Source organism: Amycolatopsis pittospori, from assembly GCF_013870525.1.
GTDB classification, from domain to species: Bacteria; Actinomycetota; Actinomycetes; order Mycobacteriales; family Pseudonocardiaceae; genus Amycolatopsis; species Amycolatopsis pittospori.
Genome location: NZ_JACBXD010000055.1, coordinates 18,712 through 37,245, shown reverse-complemented (window position 1 = coordinate 37,245; position 18,534 = coordinate 18,712). Strand labels below are relative to the sequence as shown.

Here is an 18,534-nt window from a genome sequence, read left to right as displayed (position 1 = left end):
TCCATCCCTGATATGGGCCGCGTGTACGGTCCGTCAGCCTCTCCGGGCTCGATCTAACCAGTTTCGAGCCGTTCGTCCTCTTCGTGCGTGCGGTGTGCCCGCGACGATGATCACGCTAGGTGAATCCCGGCCGCCACCGCTTCTCGATTCCTGACCCGTCTCCCCGGCCGGTGTTCAGACGCTCCATCCGTCACTCTTCGTGGCCTTCAGGTAGTCCTCGACCGGTGGGCCGACCGGCCTGCCTTCGAATTGCGTCGAAAGCACCACCGACGATCTGATCTCGCCGTGCTTGCCCAGCCGTTCGAAGAGGCCTTCGAGGTGTTCGAGCGATACGGCGCGCACCTTCAGCATCGTGCAGCGGTCGCCGCTGAGGCGGTGCAGTTCGACGACCTCGGGGTAGTCGTCGGACTTGCTCGTACGCAGCAGGCAGCTGCCCAGCGAACAGCGCATTTCGACGAAGGCCTGCAGTTCGTACCCGGCGCGGCGCGCGTCGACCTGCGCGCGGTACCCGGTGATGACGCCTGCCTCCTCCAGCCGCCGGACGCGATCGGCGACGGCGGGAGCGGAGAGGTTGACGCGGCGCCCCAGTTCCTTGAACGAAAGCCGCCCGTCGCCCTGCAGCGTCTCCAGGAGCCGCCAGTCGAGGTCGTCCAGGGGCCTTTCCGATCGTAAGGTCATCGCACCCGGATTCCTTTCATGATGTGGCTCGCACCCCCGCGAGGCCTTCGTCAGCCTATTCGCCGGGACGCGCGGGTTCCCTAGGTTTGAATCATGAAACCGATGTTCGCGCTCTTCACGGGTGTCGCCTGCCTCAGCACCGCCGTCGTCGGACTGTCCACGACGGCGGCGTTGATCGTGGTGGAGCACGCCGGGCCCGCGTGGAGCGGGCTGCCGAACGCCGTGCTGGTACTCGGATCCGCCGCGGGTTCGCTCTCCTCGGGAACGCTGTCCGCCCGCTTCGGCAGAAAGCTCGTCCTGGTGCTGATGTACGCCACCGCGGTGGTGGGAGCGCTGATCTCGTTCGCCGGCGTACTCGGCGGATCCGTGCTCGCGCTGGTGGCGGGTATGCCGTTGATCGGCTTCGGTAACAGCGGCGCGCAGCTCTCGCGGTACACCGCCGCCGATCTGGCTCCGGAGCACCGCAAGGGTTTCGCACTGTCCACAATGGTCTGGGCGGGCACGGTCGGTGCGGTGGCCGGCCCAGCGCTGATCGCGCCCGCCGCGGCCCGCGCGGAGGCCGCCGAACTCCCCGCCCTGTCCGGGCCGATCGCGGCCGGGGCACTCGTCGTGGCCATCGCGGTGATCGCCGTCGCCGTTCTGCCGCGCGGGCTCGGCGCACCGGCGGAAAGGGTCTCCCGGCGGCAGCGGATGTCGGTCCGTAACCCGCTGATCCTCGGTCCGCTGGTGGCGATGGTCGGCGCGCAACTGGCCATGGTGGCGGTGATGACGATGACCCCGGTCCAGTTGCACGAGCACGGGCAGGGACTCGACGTCGTCGGCTGGGTGCTGAGCGCGCATCTGATCGGGATGTTCGCGCTGGCACCGCTTTCCGGCTGGATCGCCGACCGGTGGGGCGGCCGCGCGACCATCTTCGGCGGGATCGGGACGCTCACCGTCGCGGCGGTCACCGCGATCGGCGCACCCGATTCGCATCACGTGGGAATCCCGGCCGCGATGTTCCTGCTCGGCTACGGCTGGAACCTGGTGTTCGTGGGCGGCAGCAGCATGCTCAGCCGCGATCTCCCGGCGGAGCAGCGGTCGAGGGCGCAGGGCACGGTCGACGCGTTCGTCTGGGGGACCTCCGCGGCGGCGAGTCTGCTCGCCGGGCAGCTCTTCGGCCTGGGCGGATACGTGCTCGTGGCCGTCGCGGGCGGGGTGTGCGCCCTGGTCCCGCTGGCGGTGATCGGCCGCCGGACGGCCGCGTCGGAGCCCGTTGAAAAAGTCGGCCTCCACTGATCTGCGAAACGCCCGCGCTGCCGTCATACTGCTTCACTCGACACGAACGACCGGACACCACTCGGCCCGTGATGACGCAGATCACGTCGGTGACGAATTCGGAGGGTCCTAGGGTGAAGGCAGACAAGGTGCGGGAGATCGGGGGTGCACGATGAGCGAGTTCGCGGTGAATCTGCGGGACCGGGTACGGCAGGCGAGGGAGGACGTCCGGACCGCCAGGCAGGCCTCGGACGAGGATCGCGCCCTGGCCGTCGGCGCCGATCTGGCGAACCTCGAGCGGCTGGCCGCCGAGCACGGCGTGGAACTGCCGGCGCAGGCCTCGGACGACGCCCGGGCGTGACCCCGGGTTCCGCCCCGGTGATCGGCCTTTGACACCCTGGGGTGTGTGACCGCAAGCCTGAACCGGATCCGCGCCTTCCTGGCGGACCGCGAGCCGCCGACACCGTGCCTGGTCGTGGACACCGACCTGGTCGCGGAGCGGGCGGCCGCGGTCTCGGCGGCGTTCCCGGACGCGGTGATCCGATACGCGGTCAAGGCGAATCCCGTCCCTGAAGTACTCGACGCGGTGCTTTCGGCGGGCGCGGGGTTCGACGTGGCGAGTACGGGAGAGATCGCGCTGTGCCTGTCCCGTGGCGCGAAAGCAGCGGAACTGGCCTACGGCAACACGATCAAGAAACCGGCGGACATCGCGTTCGCGTCTGCGCGCGGAGTTCGTGAATTCACCACGGATTCCGCCGGAGATCTGGCGAATATCGCCGAGTACGCACCAGGTTCCCTGGTCTCGGTCCGGTTGCTGCCCGATGGTCCGGATTCGGTCACGCCGTTCGGCCACAAGTTCGGCTGCGAGCCGCCGGTCGCCGCCGATCTGCTCCGCCAGGCCGCGGACTCCGGGCTGAGGCCGGGGATCGCCTTCCACGTCGGTTCGCAGCAACCGGATCCGGCCGCCTGGGAGATCGGGATCGCGACCGCCGCCAAGGTGGCCGCCGACGCCGGGGTCGCCTTGGCGCGGCTCAACATCGGCGGCGGGTTCGCCACCGAGCACCGGGAACCCGTGCCGTCGTTGACGGGCTACGCGGCGGTGATCCACGCCGCGCTGGACCGGAACTGGCCGGGGCCGCGTCCGGAACTGCTCTTGGAACCGGGTCGTGTGATCGTCGGCGACGCCGGTCTCATCAGGACGGAGGTCGTCCTGGTGACCACGCGCGCCGCCGCCGACGAACGCCGCTGGGTCTACCTCGACGTCGGCCGGTACAACGGAATGGCGGAGTGCGAGAACGAGGCCGTCGCGTATCGGCTCGAGCCCGTCGGCGTTAAGGGTCCGGAAGGACCGGTGGTCCTCGCGGGACCGACCTGCGATGGTGACGACGTGCTGTACCAGCGGACGCCGTGCGCGTTGCCGGTGTCGTTGAAGGCGGGCGACCTGCTGGACATCCCGGGCACCGGTGCCTACACCGCCAGCTATTCGTCCATCGCCTTCAACGGAATCGAGCCGTTGCGCACCTATTGTGTGGGGAGGTTCGCCGATGCCGGGTGAAGTACCACTCGTCGGCCGGTTCGCCGGCCGCCATGTGCTCGCGGAGTTCGAAGGGATCGAGCCTTCGCTGCTCGACGATCCCGTCCTCCTGAAGAAGACCCTTGCCGACGCGGTGACCGAGGCGGGGGCGACGGTCTGCGAGGTCGTGTCGCATTCTTTCGCCCCGCAAGGGGTCACGGTGCTCGCGCTGCTCGCCGAATCGCACGCGTCCGTGCACACCTATCCTGAGATCGGCTCGGTGTTCGTGGACGTGTTCACCTGCGGGGACCGGGCGGATCCGGAACGCGCGGTCGCCCTGCTGGCGAAGATGCTGGGCGCCGGCACCGTCCGGATGTCCACTGTGGAACGAGGAGAAGGCTGAATGGCGCAGCGACGGATCGTCGAGCCGATGGGGCCCGGCCTCACCCGGGTCTGGGACGTCGAGGAGGTGCTGTTCGAGGGCCGCACCGCGTTCCAGGACGTCCTCATCGGACGGACCACGCAGGGGATCTCCCTGTTCTGCGATGACGAGCGGCAGAGCACCGAACTGAGCCAGCTCGTCTACCACGAGGCGCTGATGCTCCCCTCGCTGCTGCTGGCCGAACGCGTCGAGCGGGTGCTGATCATCGGCTCCAGCGAAGGGGTCGCGTCGGAGCTCGCCGTCGCGGCGGGGGCCGAGGTGGTCGACCACATCGACATCGACGCCGAGGCGGTCCGGGTCTGCGCCGAACACCTTCCTTACGGCTACACGCTCGACGATCTGGCCCGCGCCGAGCGCGGGGACGGCAAGATCCGTGTCCACTACCGCGACGGCTGGGAGTTCCTTGCCGAGGCGCGGGAGCGGGGCGACCGCTACGACGTCGTCGTCATCGACCTGCCGGACGAGAACGATGATCCGGAAGCGCAGCACAACCGGCTTTACGGCAGCGATTTCCTCACCCGCTGCTCGGCCCTGCTGACCGACGGGGGAGTGGTCGGCTGTCAGGCGGGTTGTCCGACGATGTGGCGTAACCAGACCCTGATCTCGTCGTGGCGCCGGTTCACCGAGGCGTTCGGAACCGTCCTCTACTACGGCTCCGACGAGCATGAATGGGCTTTCCTGAGCGGCCGTGCCGACCGGTTCGACGACCCCGGCGCGCTCGTCGCGGAAAAGATCGGCAAAGCGGGCTTCGGGGAGTCCACTATGGACGAAGAAACACTGCGAGGGAACACCGTGCCGCCGATTTCCCTGCGGCGGCAATGACACCCGGCGTTTCACCTTTTCGCGGAGATCACCCGGTCGTCGTATCTCGGGAAGGCCTGTAAAGGATCCTCCATCTGGTCGTTGCCCAGTGCCTGCGTGCGGACCAGAATCTCCTTGGTGAACATCTGGCGCACCAGACGAGGCGCAGGGCTCCGAGTTTCCGTCAAGGAACGGTGAGGCCGTCCATGGGACGAGATACGGAGTTCGTCGCCGGCCTGGACCGCGAGTCGGCAGTGTACGCGGCTTTCGCGAGCTTGACGGCCAGTATGACCGAGGATCCTGGGCCGGACAGGGTCGTGGACACGCTGACCGGCGAATGCGTGCGTCTGCTGCCGATCGATTCGATGGAGGTCTTCCTCCCCGGTCTGAAGCTCGAGCGATATCCGGCCGTGACGGAAGAAGGTCCCGCGCTCGAGTCGTTCGAGACCGGGCGTGACATCGCCGTCGACGACCTCTCGGCCGCCATGTCCCGCTGGCCCGGTTACGTCGACCGGATGGCGGGCTTGGGTTTCGCGGCGGTTTCGGCCCTTCCGATGCGCGCCGAAGACGAAATCGTTGGTGCGATCACGTTTCTGAGTACGCGATCCGCTGTTCTGAGCCGCGAGGATCGCCGATTGGGGCAGGCGCTGGCCGACGTCGCGACCTGGTGCCTTCTCCAGCAACGGGAACTGCGTCACTACCGCACGCTTTCCGAGCAGTTGCAGACGGCACTCGACAGCCGGATCATCATCGAGCAGGCGAAGGGCGTGCTCGCCGAACGCGCGGGAGTCGGGGTGACCGCGGCCTTCCAGCGCATGCGGGCCTTCGCGCGCAGCACCAACCGGAAGCTCGCCGACGTCGCCCATGGCGTCGTCGACGGGACCTTGGATACCGAGGAGTTCCTTCGCCGGCGTAGGCGATGACAACTGCCGATCGCGGTGCGGCAGTTGCCGGTAGGGTCGTTTGTCACTCGAAGCGGTGACTTGTCCCGGTGAACGCGCGACCTAGCGGCCCTAGGGTGGAGCGCCGTTTTCGGAAAGGCTTCACGCAGACGAGAGGATGCGTGAAGCGATGGCGTTACTGGGAAGTCTGCTGGGGAGGAGCCGCTCGGTACGGCCGAGTCTGCTGCCGCTGCTGGACTTGAGGTCGGCGGCGTTGACGTTGCGGTCCGGGTACGGGCTGGCGCCGACGGGGGTGGGGACGGTGTGCTTCGTCGCCGAGGGCCGTCCGGGTGAAGGGACGGAGGCGGAGATCATCGCGGGGCTCGCCGGGGACTCCGTCCGCCGCAACGTGGTCACCCACGACGCGCACGGGCGGACGATCGTGCGCTGCTGGCGGGAGAACGGGGATCTCGGCTGGCTGCTCGACGACCTCGTCGACGTCAACGACCGGCTGGCGCAGGCCGGGTTCGCCTCCTGGCTGCTGCACACGACGGTCAGTTTCGCCGAACTGCGGGACATGCGGCATCCGGCCCTGGTCATGGTCTTTCGCCGGGAGCGCGGCACCTTCTACCCGTACGCGCCGCGCGGTACCCGCGGCCGTGACCGGGCGACGGAGCTGAAGATCCGCTCGTCGCTGACCCGGATCTTGCCGATGGAGGCCGACATCGGCCGGTGGCGGGCGGTCTGACCACCTCCGCCGGGTTCAGCCGGCCGCGCCGCCGAGCCAGCAGCGCAGCCGCTGGACCCGGCGGTCCCGGGTCGCCCACCGCGGGAAGATGCCCTCGGTCTTCGCCGCCACCTGTGGCAGCCTCCCGAGTTCGGCGGAGAGCCGTGTCCGGAGGGCGGCACCGCCGCGGCCGACGGCCGGGCCGGGACGGCGGTGGGTCTCACAGATCCTCGTGGTCACGTCCCGGTCACCCTTTCCGTGCGACGGTCCGGCAATTGCCTTCTTCGACGATGCGGTATCGCAAGGTGGTCCGGTCACCGCCGAAGGTAGTGCCATCGAGAGCACAAAGACCCCACTAAGTCGCCGGATGTGTACCCCGTGTCACGGGTTGGCGTCGAAACGACGGACCGGGGTGGCGGACGGGGATAATGGCCGCGTCTCCCATTCCGGGAAAAGGACTTCATACCCTGTGCCCGCATGGTGCCGAAGGGGCAGGCTGTCCGCGGACGTCCGCCGGTTCCGGCGGCGGGACGGGAGGCCGGTGATGACCGGGAGCCGGCGGCTTGCCGCCGTCGTCGTCGGCGTGGACGCGTCTCAGGCGTCACGGGCGGCGGTGCGCTGGGCCGCGGGTGAGGCCGCGAGGCGGGACAGTGCGCTGAAACTCCTTCACATCGACGGCGCTGCCCGGGAACCCGAGTCGGAGCAGGACAATCTCGCCGCCGCGGGGATCGCCTGGGAGGCCGAACCCGGTGTCCCCACCGAACAAGAGGTGAAATCCGGCGGGATCGCCGAACAGCTCGTCGAGGCCTCGAAGGCGGCACCGCTGATGGTGCTGGGAACGCACGGTTTCGGCGCACTGCGCGGTGCCCCGATCGGTTCGGTCGCCGCCGAGGTCGCCGGGCGCGCGGAGTGCCCGGTGGTCGTCGTCCGCGGGCTGACCTCATCCGGCCGCGGCGAGATCGTGGTCGGCGTCGATCCTTCCGGCGACAGCGAACGGGCGCTGATCTTCGCGCTCGACACCGCTTCCGCACGGAACACCGAACTGGTCGTCGTGCACGCCTGGCATGACAGCGTGCTCGAAGCGGGTGCGGATCTGGCGAGTGTCGAGGCCTCGGAGGAACGCGCGCTGGAGGACCGGATGACGATCTGGCGCGACAAGTACCCCGGCGTCGGCGTCCGGCTCGAAGTCGTCCGGGATCGCAACGTGGCGCGGGCGCTCATCCGGGTGATCCCGAACGCGGGCCTGATCGTGATCGGCTCGTCCGGCGCCGGGCTCGGGAGTACTGCGCAGTCGTTACTGAGCAGGGCGCGCTGCCCGGTCGCGTTGGTGCCGCATCGGCACGAGGGTGAATACGGCCGCGGGCAGGCCTGATTCCCGGGATTCTGCCGGACAATGGGCCGGCGAGACCACGATCTACGGAGAAGGTACATGCCGAACCCGACCCCGCAGCCCCTGTCCCCGGCCGCGGCCCCGATCCGGGTGCTGCTCGTCGAGGACCACAAGATGGTGGCCGAAGCACTCGGCGCGGCTTTCGAGGAGTTCCCGGAGATCGACCTGGTCGCTTCGGTGGAGTCCCTCGCGGACGGCATGGTCGCGGCCGCCGCGCACCGGCCCGACATCGTCCTGCTCGACCGCCGGTTGCCCGACGGCGACGGGATCGAGGCGATCGCCGGTCTGCGCGACGTTTCGCCGTCGAGCCGCGTGCTGGTGCTGACCGGCGACGCGAACAGCGCCATCGCCGCGAGGATCCTGGAGGTCGGCGGCGCCGGGCTGCTGCTGAAGTCGGGCGTCCTCGACGAACTCGTCACCGCGATCCGCACCGTGGCCGCGGGCGACGTCGTCATCGACCCGGAGCTGCTCAGCGGCGCGCTGGCCATGCTGGCCGGACGGGTCGGTCCGATGGGACCGGGGCTGACCCTGCGGGAACGCCAGGTGCTCGGCCTGATCGCCGAAGGTGCCGGCACCGACCGGATCGCCGAGGAACTGCGGCTCGCGCGGAACACCGTGCGGAATCACGTGCAGCGGATCCTGGTGAAGACGGGCACCCACTCGAAACTCGAAGCCGTCGCCCATGCCCGTAAGAATGGCCTCCTCGAACGGCCGTAGCGCCGAAGTACGCCGGAGTGCCAAGCTGCCTTATGGCCAAGCTGCCATCGGACTCGGCACCGGATCATCGCAATGCTGTGCTTTTCGAGTTGTTCGTGCACAGCGTCGTCGACTACGCCATTTACATGCTGGACGTCGACGGCAAGGTGATCAGCTGGAACCCCGGCGCGGAACGGATCAAGGGGTATTCCGAAGACGAGATCATCGGACGTTCTTTCTCGGTCTTCTACACCGAGGACGACGTCGCCCACGGGAAGCCCGCCGCGGAACTGCTGTTCGCGGCGGAGATGGGCAGCCACGAGGTCGAAGGCTGGCGTGTCCGCCGGGGCGGGGACCGGTTCTGGGCCAATACGGTGCTCACCGCCCTGCGGGACGATCGGGGCACCCTCGTCGGTTTCGGGAAAGTGACCCGCGACCTCACGGAACGCCGGAGAACGCAAGAGGAAAGAAGTGGCAGGCGCCAGGCTTTCGCCCATTTGGTCCGCGCGCAGGAAACCGAACGTCGTCGTATCGCGTGGGATGTTCACGACGATTCCATTCAATCGATGATCGCGGTGAGCATGCGCTTGCAGATGCTCGCCGCACAACGGCGCGATCCGGCTTTGATGCAACTCGACGATGCGATCCAAGGGGCTATCCGGCGGTTGCGGATCCTGGTCGCCCAGCTGCGGCCGCCGGCCTTGAACGACGAGGATCTCGTCGCGTCCGTCGCCGACTACCTCGACGAGGTCGTCACCGGCTGGGGGCTGGACTGCACGCTGAACCACGAGTTCACCGCGTTGCCACCGCCGGAGCTCGTCGTCACCGCCTTCCGGATCATCCAGGAGGCCCTGGTGAACGTGCGCAAGCACGCGAACGCCTCCGCCGTCGCGGTCTCCCTGACCGAACACGACGGCGGGCTGCTGGTGAAGGTCGTCGACAACGGCGACGGCATGAAGGTGGACGACAGAGCGCACGACGTGATGGTGGGCGAGCACATCGGAATGGCATCGATGCGCGAACGAGCGGAAGCGGCCCAAGGATGGTTCCGGATCTCCAGCAGGCCTCGGATGGGTACGTCGCTGGACTTCTGGATCCCGCTCGCCGGGCCCGGTAACGCCCGGAGATGACGGTTCCCCCGGACCCGGGGAACCCCGAACAGAGGAGACACCGCGATGCCGGAACCGGGGAACATGCGTGTTCAACGTGACGCGGTCCGAGCGGGCGGGGCGCTCAACGACGAAGGCCTCCAGCGGCTTCTGGAAGGGCTGAAAGCCGTCCGTGACGGCGATTTCAGCACCCGGCTGCCCCAGGTGGACGACGTCCTGATGGACGAGATGGCGGTGGTGTTCAACGGGATGGTCGACCAGCTCGCCCTGTTCACGTCCGAAGTCACGCGTGTCGCGCGCGAGGTCGGGACGGACGGCAAACTCGGCGGCCAGGCGGCGGTGCCTTCGGTTTCGGGTACCTGGAAGGACCTCACCGACTCGGTGAACGCGATGGCGGGCAATCTGACCGGCCAGGTCCGCGACATCGCCGAGGTCGCGACGGCGGTGGCGAAGGGTGATCTGTCGCAGAAGATCACCGTCGACGTCAAAGGCGAGATGCTCGAACTGAAGAACACGATCAACACGATGGTGGATCAGTTGTCGTCGTTCGCGGACGAGGTCACCCGCGTCGCGCGCGAGGTCGGCAGCGAGGGACGGCTGGGCGGGCAGGCCGAGGTTCCCGGTGTGGCCGGGACTTGGCGGGATCTGACGACGTCGGTGAACTTCATGGCCGGCAACCTCACGGACCAGGTCCGCTCGATCGCCGAAGTCACCACCGCCGTGGCGAAGGGCGACCTGTCGCAGAAGATCACCGTGGACGCACGCGGCGAGATCCTCGAACTGAAGAACACGATCAACACGATGGTGGATCAGTTGTCGTCGTTCGCGGACGAGGTCACCCGCGTCGCGCGCGAAGTCGGCACGGAAGGCGCGCTCGGCGGGCAGGCCCAGGTTCCCGGTGTGGCCGGGACTTGGCGGGACTTGACGACGTCGGTGAACTTCATGGCCGGCAACCTCACCGCGCAGGTGCGGTCGATCGCCCAGGTGGCGACGGCGGTGGCGAAGGGCGACTTGTCGCAGAAGATCACCGTGGACGCACGCGGCGAGATCCTCGAACTGAAGAACACGATCAACACGATGGTGGATCAGTTGTCGTCGTTCGCCGACGAGGTCACCCGTGTCGCCCGAGAGGTCGGCACCGAAGGCCGGCTGGGCGGCCAAGCCGACGTGAAGGGTGTTTCGGGGACCTGGAAGGGTTTGACCGAGTCGGTGAACGTCATGGCCGACAACCTCACCGACCAGGTCCGCTCGATCGCCGAAGTCACCACCGCGGTGGCCAAAGGCGACCTCTCGCAGAAGATCCGCGTCGACGCCCGCGGCGAGATCCTCGAACTCAAGGACACCATCAACACGATGGTCGGCCAGTTGTCGTCGTTCGCGGACGAGGTCACGCGGGTGGCGCGGGAGGTCGGTACGGAGGGGCGGCTGGGCGGCCAAGCCGACGTGAAGGGTGTTTCGGGGACCTGGAAGGGTTTGACCGAGTCGGTGAACGTCATGGCCGACAACCTCACCGACCAGGTCCGCTCCATCGCGCAGGTCGCGACCGCGGTCGCCCGCGGCGACCTGTCACAGAAGATCACCGTCGAGGCCAAGGGCGAGGTCGCCGCGCTCGCCCAGACGATCAACACGATGGTCGACACGCTTTCGGCGTTCGCGGACGAGGTCACCCGGGTGGCGCGAGAGGTCGGCACCGAAGGCATCCTCGGCGGCCAGGCGCGGGTGCCGAACGTCGCCGGCACCTGGAAGGACCTCACCGACAACGTCAACTCGATGGCGAACAACCTCACCGGCCAGGTCCGCAACATCGCCCAGGTGACCACCGCGGTGGCGCAGGGCGACCTGTCCCGCAAGATCGACGTCGACGCGCGGGGTGAGATCCTCGAACTCAAGACCACCATCAACACGATGGTGGACCAGCTGTCCGCGTTCGCCGCCGAGGTCACCCGTGTCGCGCGCGAGGTCGGCAGCGAAGGGCGGCTCGGCGGCCAGGCCGAGGTCGAAGGCGTTTCGGGGACGTGGAAACGGCTCACCGAGAACGTCAACGAGCTGGCCGGGAACCTCACCCGCCAGGTACGCGCGATCGCCGAGGTGACCAGTGCGGTGGCGACCGGCGACCTCACCCGGTCGATCTCCGTCGAAGCACAGGGTGAGGTCGCCGAGCTGAAGGACAACATCAACGCGATGGTCCAGTCGCTGCGCGAGACGACGCGGGCGAACGAGGAACAGGATTGGCTCAACAGCAACCTGGCGCGTATCTCCGGGCTCATGCAGGGGCACCGGGACCTGAGCGTGGTGGCATCGCTGATCATGAACGAGCTGACGCCGCTGGTCGGCGCGCAGCACGGGACGTTCTTCCTCACCGAGGCGGGCGAGACCGGGACCAAACTGAGGCTGATCACCAGCTACGGGCACAGCGAGGCCTTGGACGTGCCGTCGGAGTTCGCGATGGGCCAGTCGCTCATCGGGCAGGCGGCGCATACCAAGAAGGCGATCGTCGTCGACCGGACGCCGCCGGGCTTCGTGAAGATCTCGTCCAGCCTCGGTTCCTCCCCGCCGGTGAACCTGATCGTCCTGCCGATCATCTTCGAGGACCAGGTGCTCGGCGTGATCGAACTGGCGTCGTTCGGCGAATTCACCGCCGTCCGCCGGGATTTCCTGGAACAGCTGATGGAGACCATCGGCGTCAACGTCAACACGATCATCGCCAACTCGAGGACCGACTCCCTGCTGGAGGAATCCCAGCGGCTGGCCGAGGAGCTGCAGGCCCGCTCGGAGGAACTCCAGGCGCAGCAGGCGAAACTCCAGGTCTCCAACGCTGAATTGGAGGAGAAGGCCGAACTTCTGGCACAGCAGAACCGCGACATCGAGGTGAAGAACTTCGAAATCGAGCAGGCGCGCCAGGAGATCGAAGAACGCGCACAGCAGCTGGCGCTGGCGTCGAAGTACAAGTCCGAGTTCCTCGCCAACATGTCGCACGAACTCCGGACCCCGTTGACCAGCCTGCTGATCCTCGCCGGCGTGCTGTCGCAGAACTCGACCCAGAACCTGACGCCGAAACAGGTCGAGTTCGCCAAGGTGATCCAGTCCGCGGGCACGGATCTGCTGCAGCTCATCAACGACATCCTCGACCTGTCGAAGGTCGAGGCCGGCAAGATGGACATCCATCACGAGCCGTTCCCGCTGCGCCAGCTGCTGGACTACGTCGGCACGACGTTCCGCCCGCTGACCGCGGAGAAGGGGCTCGATTTCCAGGTGGTGGTGGAGCCCAACGTGCCCGAGCTGCTCTTCACCGACGAGCAGCGGCTGCGGCAGGTGCTGCGGAACCTGCTGTCGAACGCGGTCAAGTTCACCGAGGACGGCAGCGTCGAACTCCGGGTGAAACTGGTCGACACGATCGTTTCGCCGACGTCTGATGGGCACGAGTCCTTGGTCGCGTTCAGCGTCATCGACACCGGTATCGGGATCGCCGAGGAGAACCTGGAGTCGATCTTCGGAGCCTTCCAGCAGGCCGACGGCACCACCAGCCGCAAGTACGGCGGGACCGGGCTCGGCCTGTCGATCAGCCGCGAGGTCGCCTACCTGCTCGGCGGCGAGATCCGGGCCGACAGCCTGCTGGGCACCGGCAGCACGTTCACCCTGTACCTGCCCGTGGCCCGCTTCACGGCCGCCACGAGCCAGGGTGAGTCCATTGTGGACATAAGTGGGTCGGAGCGGCGGGTCCTGGTCGTGGAGAGCGAGCAGAACAGCCTGCTGACCCTGCTCGCCCGCGGGGTCGCCGCCGACGTCGCGGACAGCCACGGCTCGGTGCAGGTGCGGGCGGTGGCCAACCCGGCCGAGGCCTACGAGGAACTGAAACGTGACAGCTACCGCTGCGTCGTACTCGACACCAGCATCCCGGGCACGAGCGCGCTGACCTTCCTCAAACGTCTCGTCGAAGGGCCGGATCCTGTCGAAGTCCCGGTGCTGGCGCACGCGAGCCGCAAGCTCAGCGCCGCGCAGGACCGGCTGCTGCAAGGACACGCGCGGGTGCATCCGGTCGAGCTGCTGCCGTCGCTGGACATGTTGCGGGAACGCATCATGCTGCACATCTCGGCCAGTGAACTCGAAGGCATCCTGCCGCTGATGCATCAGCCCGAAATGCCACCGGCGTCCACCGAACCGTCGGCGACGGTCGCCGCCCGGCCGGTCGAACCACGGAGGTTGGAAGGACGCAAGGTCCTGCTCGTCGACGACGACGCCCGCAACGTGTTCGCAATCGCCGGGATGCTGGAATTGCACGGGCTGTCGGTGGTGCACGCCCCCAACGGGCGCAAGGGGATCGAGGAACTGCTGTCCGACGACGGCATCGACCTGATCCTGATGGACGTGATGATGCCGGAGATGGACGGCTACGCGACGACGGCGGCCATCCGCGAGATGCCGAAGTTCGCCGGGCTGCCGATCATCACGGTGACCGCGAAGGCGATGGAAGGGGACCGCGAGAAAAGTCTCGCCGCCGGGGCGAGCGACTACGTCACGAAACCCGTGGACTCGGCGGAATTGCTGGCCTGCATGGAACGCTGGCTCTCGGATTGAGCCCGCCTACTCCGTCCCGTTGGCGCTGTTCGCGCACAGACGGCGGATGGCGGCGACGATCTCGGTGTTCGGGCTGCCCTTGACCAGGTATTCGGTGACACCGGCGGAGGCCATCTGGGCGATGGACCGGGTGTCGCTGTGCGCCGAGAACGCCATCAGCCGCGTGCGGGGTACGCGTTTGCGGATCTCCCTGGCGATCCAGGCGCCGCCCCCGCCGGGAATCCGGACGTCCAGGACGGCGACTTCCGGCGAAAGCAGTTCCGCCAACGCGACCGCCTCGCCCGCGTTCACCGCGATGCCCACCACCTCGATGTCGGGTTCGGTCTCCAGAAGGGCGCGCAGGGCATCACCGATGACCGGGTTGTCGTCCGCGACGAGCACCCGAAGTCTGGGGGGCGGCGTTCGGTTCATGACCCAGTCCGTGCCCGCGATGTCTTCGGCGCCGGAGGTGGTCGCGGGCCCCCCGCCGAGCATGGCGTGACTCATCAAGAGACTCGTCGGGCACCCTCGCTCGTTTGCTCGACGAGCGTCCTGGCGACGTCATGGATCTTCATGTTGTTGTTGCGGCAGAACGAGCGCAGCAGTTCGAAGGCCGAAGCGATGTCGATCTGGTAACGCTCGGCGAGAACCCCCTTCGCCTGTTCGATCGGAAGCCGGTGGTCCAAGGCGTACTGGAGCTGCTCGGCCCTGGCCCGGTAGAAACGGACGCGATTGCGCATGGCGACGAGCTCGTCGGCCGGGTCTGGGGTGCCGGACGAGGGAGCCGGCGAAAGCGTGGTCTCGGACATGGGGTGATCGTCGCAGCGGCGGCGAACCCCGGGAAGAACAAAACGTCCTGACTCGGATGATGCAAATGAACCTGGTCCCACCGACGGCGGGCACTCGAACGGGCGGCAAACAGGGCCCTTTGGCCGGTCGCAGTGACCGGTCGTGCGCCGTACGCTCTCATCCGAGGAGGGAAAGCGTGGAGGTCGGAATGCTCCGGGTGTTTCTGGTCGACGATCACGAGGTGGTCCGCCGAGGGGTCGCGGATATGCTGGAGGAGGACGCCGGTCTGTGCGTGGTCGGTCAGGCGGCGACGTTTTCCCAGGCGCTGGCACGGATCCCGGCGCTGCGCCCGGATGTCGCGGTGCTCGACGTGCGGCTCCCGGACGGCAACGGCGTCGAACTCGCGCGCGAACTGCGTTCCAGGATGCCCGAGCTGAAATGCCTGATGCTCACGTCCTATACCGACGAGCAGGCGATGCTGGACGCGATCATGGCGGGCGCGAGCGGCTACGTCATCAAGGACATCCGGGGGATGGACCTGGTGGCCGCGGTCAAGGAGGTCGGCGTCGGCCGGTCGCTGCTGGACGCGCGCGCCGCCGCGACGCTGATGGCGAAGTTCCGCGACGACGCCGTGAAGAAGGGGCCGCTCGCCGGGCTTTCCGAGCAGGAGCGGACGCTGCTGGAGCTCATCGGTGAGGGGCTGACCAACCGGCAGATCGCCGAGCGGATGTTCCTGGCGGAGAAGACGGTCAAGAACTACGTGTCCCGCCTGCTGACGAAACTCGGGATGCAGCGGCGTACCCAGGCGGCCGTGCTGGCCACCGAACTGCGTCGTCCTTGATCGCTCACGCGGAAACGAGTGTGTCGAGCAGGACGTCTTCGAGCGGGCGGCGCGGCGTCCACGGCAGGGGCGAGCCGTAGCCGACGCGGAGCAGGACTTGCGGCCATACGCCGCAACCGAGGAGGCGGCGGAATTCGGCGCGCGCCGACGGGACCCGGACCGGCGGCGAGATGAACGACGTGTCGAGTCCCGCGCTGGTCGCCGTGAGCAGAACGCGTTGGAGTGCTTGGCCCGCCTGCAGCCTGTCGAGTCTGCCGTCGGAGAACGAGCCGATCGCGACCACCAGCGGGAGCGGTCGTGCGCGGTCGCCGGGGGTGCCGAACTCTTCGAGGAGCCAGCTTTCGTCGGCGGGGGAGCCATCGGTGGCGTAGGCGGGGACGCCGGCGCGGACATGGCCGCCCAGACGCGTCCAGCGGACGAGTTCGGCGACGAAGGCGGGATCGGCCAACTGGTCCAGATGCGCGCGGGCGGTGAGATCCCGCAGGAGAAGACACTGTTCGGCGTCGAGACTCGGCATCCAGGCGTGTTCGAGTTCGGTGGCGTGGCGCAGAGTGGTGAGGGTGGACCGGGGGATGGGGGTGGGGAGGAACGGTCTTCGATTGGTGCGGCGCCGGGGGATGGCGCGCGCGAGCCGGGTGACCTTCGGATCCGGGGTGCGATCGGCGAGCGGGCGGACCACGGCCAGCAGATCGGGGTCGGCACGGCTCGGCATCAGGGTGGTCGCCGGATGGAAACCCAGTGCGTGAATCGCCGTCCGGAGCGTGAAAAGGGCCGCGCCGCACGAAAGGACGAGTTCCCGCCCGTCCGGATCCGTGACCGGTAGGATACGGCGCGGATCGGCGTGGAGTTCGATCCCGGAGCCGGTGCACCGGAAGAGCCACGGCTGGGTGTTGTGAATCGACGGGGCCAGCATGGCCGAGCGGAGCACTGAATTCACCTGATCGGAGTTCAAACGCCCGACCCTGGTGACTTGTAAGGTCATGGTTTCCCCCGCTGCGGCGCCAAGCGATTCAGGTGTCTCGGTGAGACGGTCCCGCCTGCGGTGCGGTGCCGAAAGAGGAGAAAGTCCCCACGGCCGCGAGTCGTCCCGATCTTCGGAGGCGGAGCACGATGTCGGCTCAGGACCGGCTCGGCGGAAGCGACGACCGGATCACCGGCGCGTTGTCCCAGCTGAGGGTTCGCGAGGTGTTGCGGGATCTGCAGGACCGCATCGAACGGCTCATCGGTACCCGCGACAAGATGGACGGCCTGCTGGAGGCGGTGCTCGCCGTCGCGTCCGGACTGGAACTCGACACGACGCTGCGTCGCATCGTGCAGGCGGCCATCGACCTCGCCGAGGCCTCCTACGGCGCTCTCGGGGTCATCGCGGACGACGGCTCACTCGCGGAATTCGTCTATCTCGGCATCGACGGCGAGACCGAACAGCGGATCGGGAATCTGCCGAAGGGCCACGGGCTGCTGGGATTCGTCATCGACGAGGCGAAACCGGTGCGGCTGGCCGACATCTCGCGGCATCCGGCTTCCGTCGGATTCCCGCCGTGCCATCCGCCGATGCGGTCGTTCCTCGGGGTGCCCATCCGGGTGCGCGAGGAGGTCTTCGGAAATCTCTATCTCACCGAGAAACGGGGGGAGAGCTTCACCGACGACGACGAGGTCGTCGTCCAGGCGCTCGCCGCGGCGGCCGGTATCGCGATCGAGAACGCCCACCTCTACGAGCAGTCCCGGATCCGCCAGCAATGGCAGGCCGCGAACAGCGAGGTGACCACGGAACTGCTGGGCGGCACCGACCCGGTCGACGCGCTCAACCTGATCGCCGGCCGGGCCTTGGAACTCACCGGCTCCGACATCACGCTGCTCGCCTTACCCGGCTCGGGCCGTCTCGACGTCAGCTCGGATGTCGAGGACGAGGTCGACGAACTGACCATCGCGGTCTGCGCCGGGGCCCGGTCGGAGGAACTGACCGGCATGCGGATCAGCGTCGCCGCCTCGCTGCCGGGAGCGGTCTATCGCGACCGGACGCCGCGCAGCGTGCCGGAACTGGTGCTGGGCGACGAAGGAGGAGCACGGCTCGGCCCGACTTTGGTGGTGCCGTTGCGGGCGCGCGAACGGACGTCGGGCGTCCTGATGGCGGTGCGGAATCCGGGTGCGACCCCGTTCGAACTCGCCCAGCTCCCGGTGGTGGCGTCGTTCGCCGACCAGGCCGCGCTCGCCCTCCAGCTGGCCGCGCAGCAGCGCACCGCCAGGGAACTCGACGTGCTGGCCGACCGGGACCGGATCGCCAGGGATCTGCACGACCACGTGATCCAGCGCCTGTTCGCGGTCGGCCTCGCGCTGCAGAGCACCCATCGCCGGGCGCCTTCACCGGAAATGCGACGGCGGCTCGGCGAGAGCATCGACCAGATGCACGAGATCGTCCACGAGATCCGCACGGCGATCTTCGACCTCCACGGCGGTGAGGCGGGCCAGCAAGGGGTGCGCTTGCGGCATCGCCTCTACGACTCGATCACCGAGCTCACCGACGACACCGCGACGCATCCGACGGTCAGCCTGTCCGGGCCACTCGACTCGATCCCGTTGCCGTTCGCCGAACACGCCGAGGCGGTGGTGCGGGAGATGGTCGGCAACGTCGTCCGGCACGCGGGGGCGAGCAGCGTCTGGGTGAGTGTCGCGGTGAAGGACGACGTCCTGCGGATCGTGGTCGCCGACGACGGTGCCGGGATCGACGGGGGATCCGCGATCCTCGGCGGGTTGCGGAACCTCCGCGATCGCGCGGTGAAGTCGGGCGGCGCTTTCCAGATGCTGGCAAGGGAAGAGGGCGGAACCCGGGTCGAGTGGTCCGCCCCCTTGCGGTGATCG

The 18,534-nt window shown here is 68.1% G+C and carries 18 protein-coding genes; 13 read left to right on the top strand and 5 right to left on the bottom strand.

Going from position 1 to position 18,534, the window contains the following annotated elements; translation table 11 throughout:
• Window positions 1–174: 174 nt before the first annotated feature.
• A complete protein-coding gene (locus tag H5J31_RS26875) occupies window positions 175–678 on the bottom strand; it encodes an Lrp/AsnC family transcriptional regulator (protein WP_181775430.1) in 504 nt (167 codons plus the stop codon).
• Between the two features lie 93 nt (window positions 679–771).
• Here H5J31_RS26875 and H5J31_RS26870 point away from each other — a divergent pair, with 93 nt between their 5' ends.
• The 7 genes from H5J31_RS26870 to pspAB all read left to right on the top strand — a co-directional run bounded on the left by H5J31_RS26870 (window position 772) and on the right by pspAB (window position 6,320).
• Window positions 772–1,956, top strand: a complete 1,185-nt coding sequence (locus H5J31_RS26870) for an MFS transporter (protein ID WP_181775429.1) — start codon at window positions 772–774, stop codon at window positions 1,954–1,956.
• Window positions 1,957–2,107: 151 nt separating this feature from the next.
• Window positions 2,108–2,296 carry a hypothetical protein gene (locus H5J31_RS26865; protein ID WP_181775428.1) on the top strand — a complete coding sequence of 63 codons (189 nt, stop codon included), beginning with the start codon at window positions 2,108–2,110 and terminating at the stop codon, window positions 2,294–2,296.
• 45 nt (window positions 2,297–2,341) lie between these two features.
• Entirely contained in the window at window positions 2,342–3,490 is a 1,149-nt protein-coding gene (locus H5J31_RS26860; protein ID WP_181775427.1) for a type III PLP-dependent enzyme, read from the top strand.
• A complete protein-coding gene (gene speD, locus H5J31_RS26855; protein WP_181775426.1) occupies window positions 3,480–3,851 on the top strand; it encodes an adenosylmethionine decarboxylase in 372 nt (123 codons plus the stop codon). The genes H5J31_RS26860 and speD overlap by 11 nt, the downstream gene beginning before the upstream one ends.
• On the top strand, window positions 3,852–4,712 hold the full coding sequence (locus H5J31_RS26850; RefSeq protein ID WP_181775425.1) for a spermidine synthase: 861 nt from the start codon (window positions 3,852–3,854) through the stop codon (window positions 4,710–4,712).
• 266 nt (window positions 4,713–4,978) lie between these two features.
• Complete coding sequence (locus H5J31_RS26845) at window positions 4,979–5,614, top strand: GAF and ANTAR domain-containing protein (RefSeq protein ID WP_181775424.1); 636 nt, start codon at window positions 4,979–4,981, stop codon at window positions 5,612–5,614.
• A gap of 148 nt (window positions 5,615–5,762) precedes the next feature.
• A complete protein-coding gene (gene pspAB, locus H5J31_RS26840) occupies window positions 5,763–6,320 on the top strand; it encodes a PspA-associated protein PspAB (protein WP_181775423.1) in 558 nt (185 codons plus the stop codon).
• Between the two features lie 15 nt (window positions 6,321–6,335).
• On the opposite strand, the gene H5J31_RS26835 is transcribed toward pspAB, so the two are convergent.
• Complete coding sequence (locus H5J31_RS26835) at window positions 6,336–6,539, bottom strand: hypothetical protein (protein ID WP_181775422.1); 204 nt, start codon at window positions 6,537–6,539, stop codon at window positions 6,336–6,338.
• Between the two features lie 304 nt (window positions 6,540–6,843).
• On the opposite strand from H5J31_RS26835, the gene H5J31_RS26830 reads away from it, so the two are divergent.
• The 4 genes from H5J31_RS26830 to H5J31_RS26815 all read left to right on the top strand — a co-directional run bounded on the left by H5J31_RS26830 (window position 6,844) and on the right by H5J31_RS26815 (window position 14,069).
• Window positions 6,844–7,671, top strand: a complete 828-nt coding sequence (locus H5J31_RS26830; RefSeq protein WP_181775421.1) for a universal stress protein — start codon at window positions 6,844–6,846, stop codon at window positions 7,669–7,671.
• Window positions 7,672–7,728: 57 nt separating this feature from the next.
• Window positions 7,729–8,406, top strand: a complete 678-nt coding sequence (locus H5J31_RS26825; RefSeq protein ID WP_181775420.1) for a response regulator — start codon at window positions 7,729–7,731, stop codon at window positions 8,404–8,406.
• Between the two features lie 77 nt (window positions 8,407–8,483).
• On the top strand, window positions 8,484–9,515 hold the full coding sequence (locus tag H5J31_RS26820; protein WP_181775419.1) for a PAS domain-containing sensor histidine kinase: 1,032 nt from the start codon (window positions 8,484–8,486) through the stop codon (window positions 9,513–9,515).
• Between the two features lie 45 nt (window positions 9,516–9,560).
• Window positions 9,561–14,069 carry a HAMP domain-containing protein gene (locus H5J31_RS26815; protein WP_407925065.1) on the top strand — a complete coding sequence of 1,503 codons (4,509 nt, stop codon included), beginning with the start codon at window positions 9,561–9,563 and terminating at the stop codon, window positions 14,067–14,069.
• Between the two features lie 6 nt (window positions 14,070–14,075).
• Here the strand turns inward: H5J31_RS26815 and H5J31_RS26810 are convergent, their stop codons facing one another.
• The gene (locus H5J31_RS26810; protein WP_407925064.1) at window positions 14,076–14,555 is read right to left on the bottom strand and encodes a response regulator; all 480 of its coding nucleotides are present in this window, start codon (window positions 14,553–14,555) and stop codon (window positions 14,076–14,078) included.
• A complete protein-coding gene (locus H5J31_RS26805) occupies window positions 14,555–14,857 on the bottom strand; it encodes an ANTAR domain-containing protein (RefSeq protein ID WP_181775418.1) in 303 nt (100 codons plus the stop codon). Before H5J31_RS26805 ends, H5J31_RS26810 begins: the two co-directional genes overlap by 1 nt.
• Before the next feature lie 188 nt (window positions 14,858–15,045).
• On the opposite strand from H5J31_RS26805, the gene H5J31_RS26800 reads away from it, so the two are divergent.
• Window positions 15,046–15,678, top strand: coding sequence for a response regulator (locus H5J31_RS26800; RefSeq protein WP_181775417.1), 633 nt, complete (start codon window positions 15,046–15,048; stop codon window positions 15,676–15,678).
• 4 nt (window positions 15,679–15,682) lie between these two features.
• Here the strand turns inward: H5J31_RS26800 and H5J31_RS26795 are convergent, their stop codons facing one another.
• Complete coding sequence (locus H5J31_RS26795) at window positions 15,683–16,606, bottom strand: Acg family FMN-binding oxidoreductase (RefSeq protein WP_456237052.1); 924 nt, start codon at window positions 16,604–16,606, stop codon at window positions 15,683–15,685.
• Between the two features lie 182 nt (window positions 16,607–16,788).
• Here H5J31_RS26795 and H5J31_RS26790 point away from each other — a divergent pair, with 182 nt between their 5' ends.
• Window positions 16,789–18,531: a sensor histidine kinase gene (locus H5J31_RS26790; RefSeq protein WP_181775415.1), complete on the top strand. Its 1,743-nt coding sequence runs from the start codon at window positions 16,789–16,791 to the stop codon at window positions 18,529–18,531.
• The last annotated feature ends 3 nt before the right edge of the window (window positions 18,532–18,534 follow it).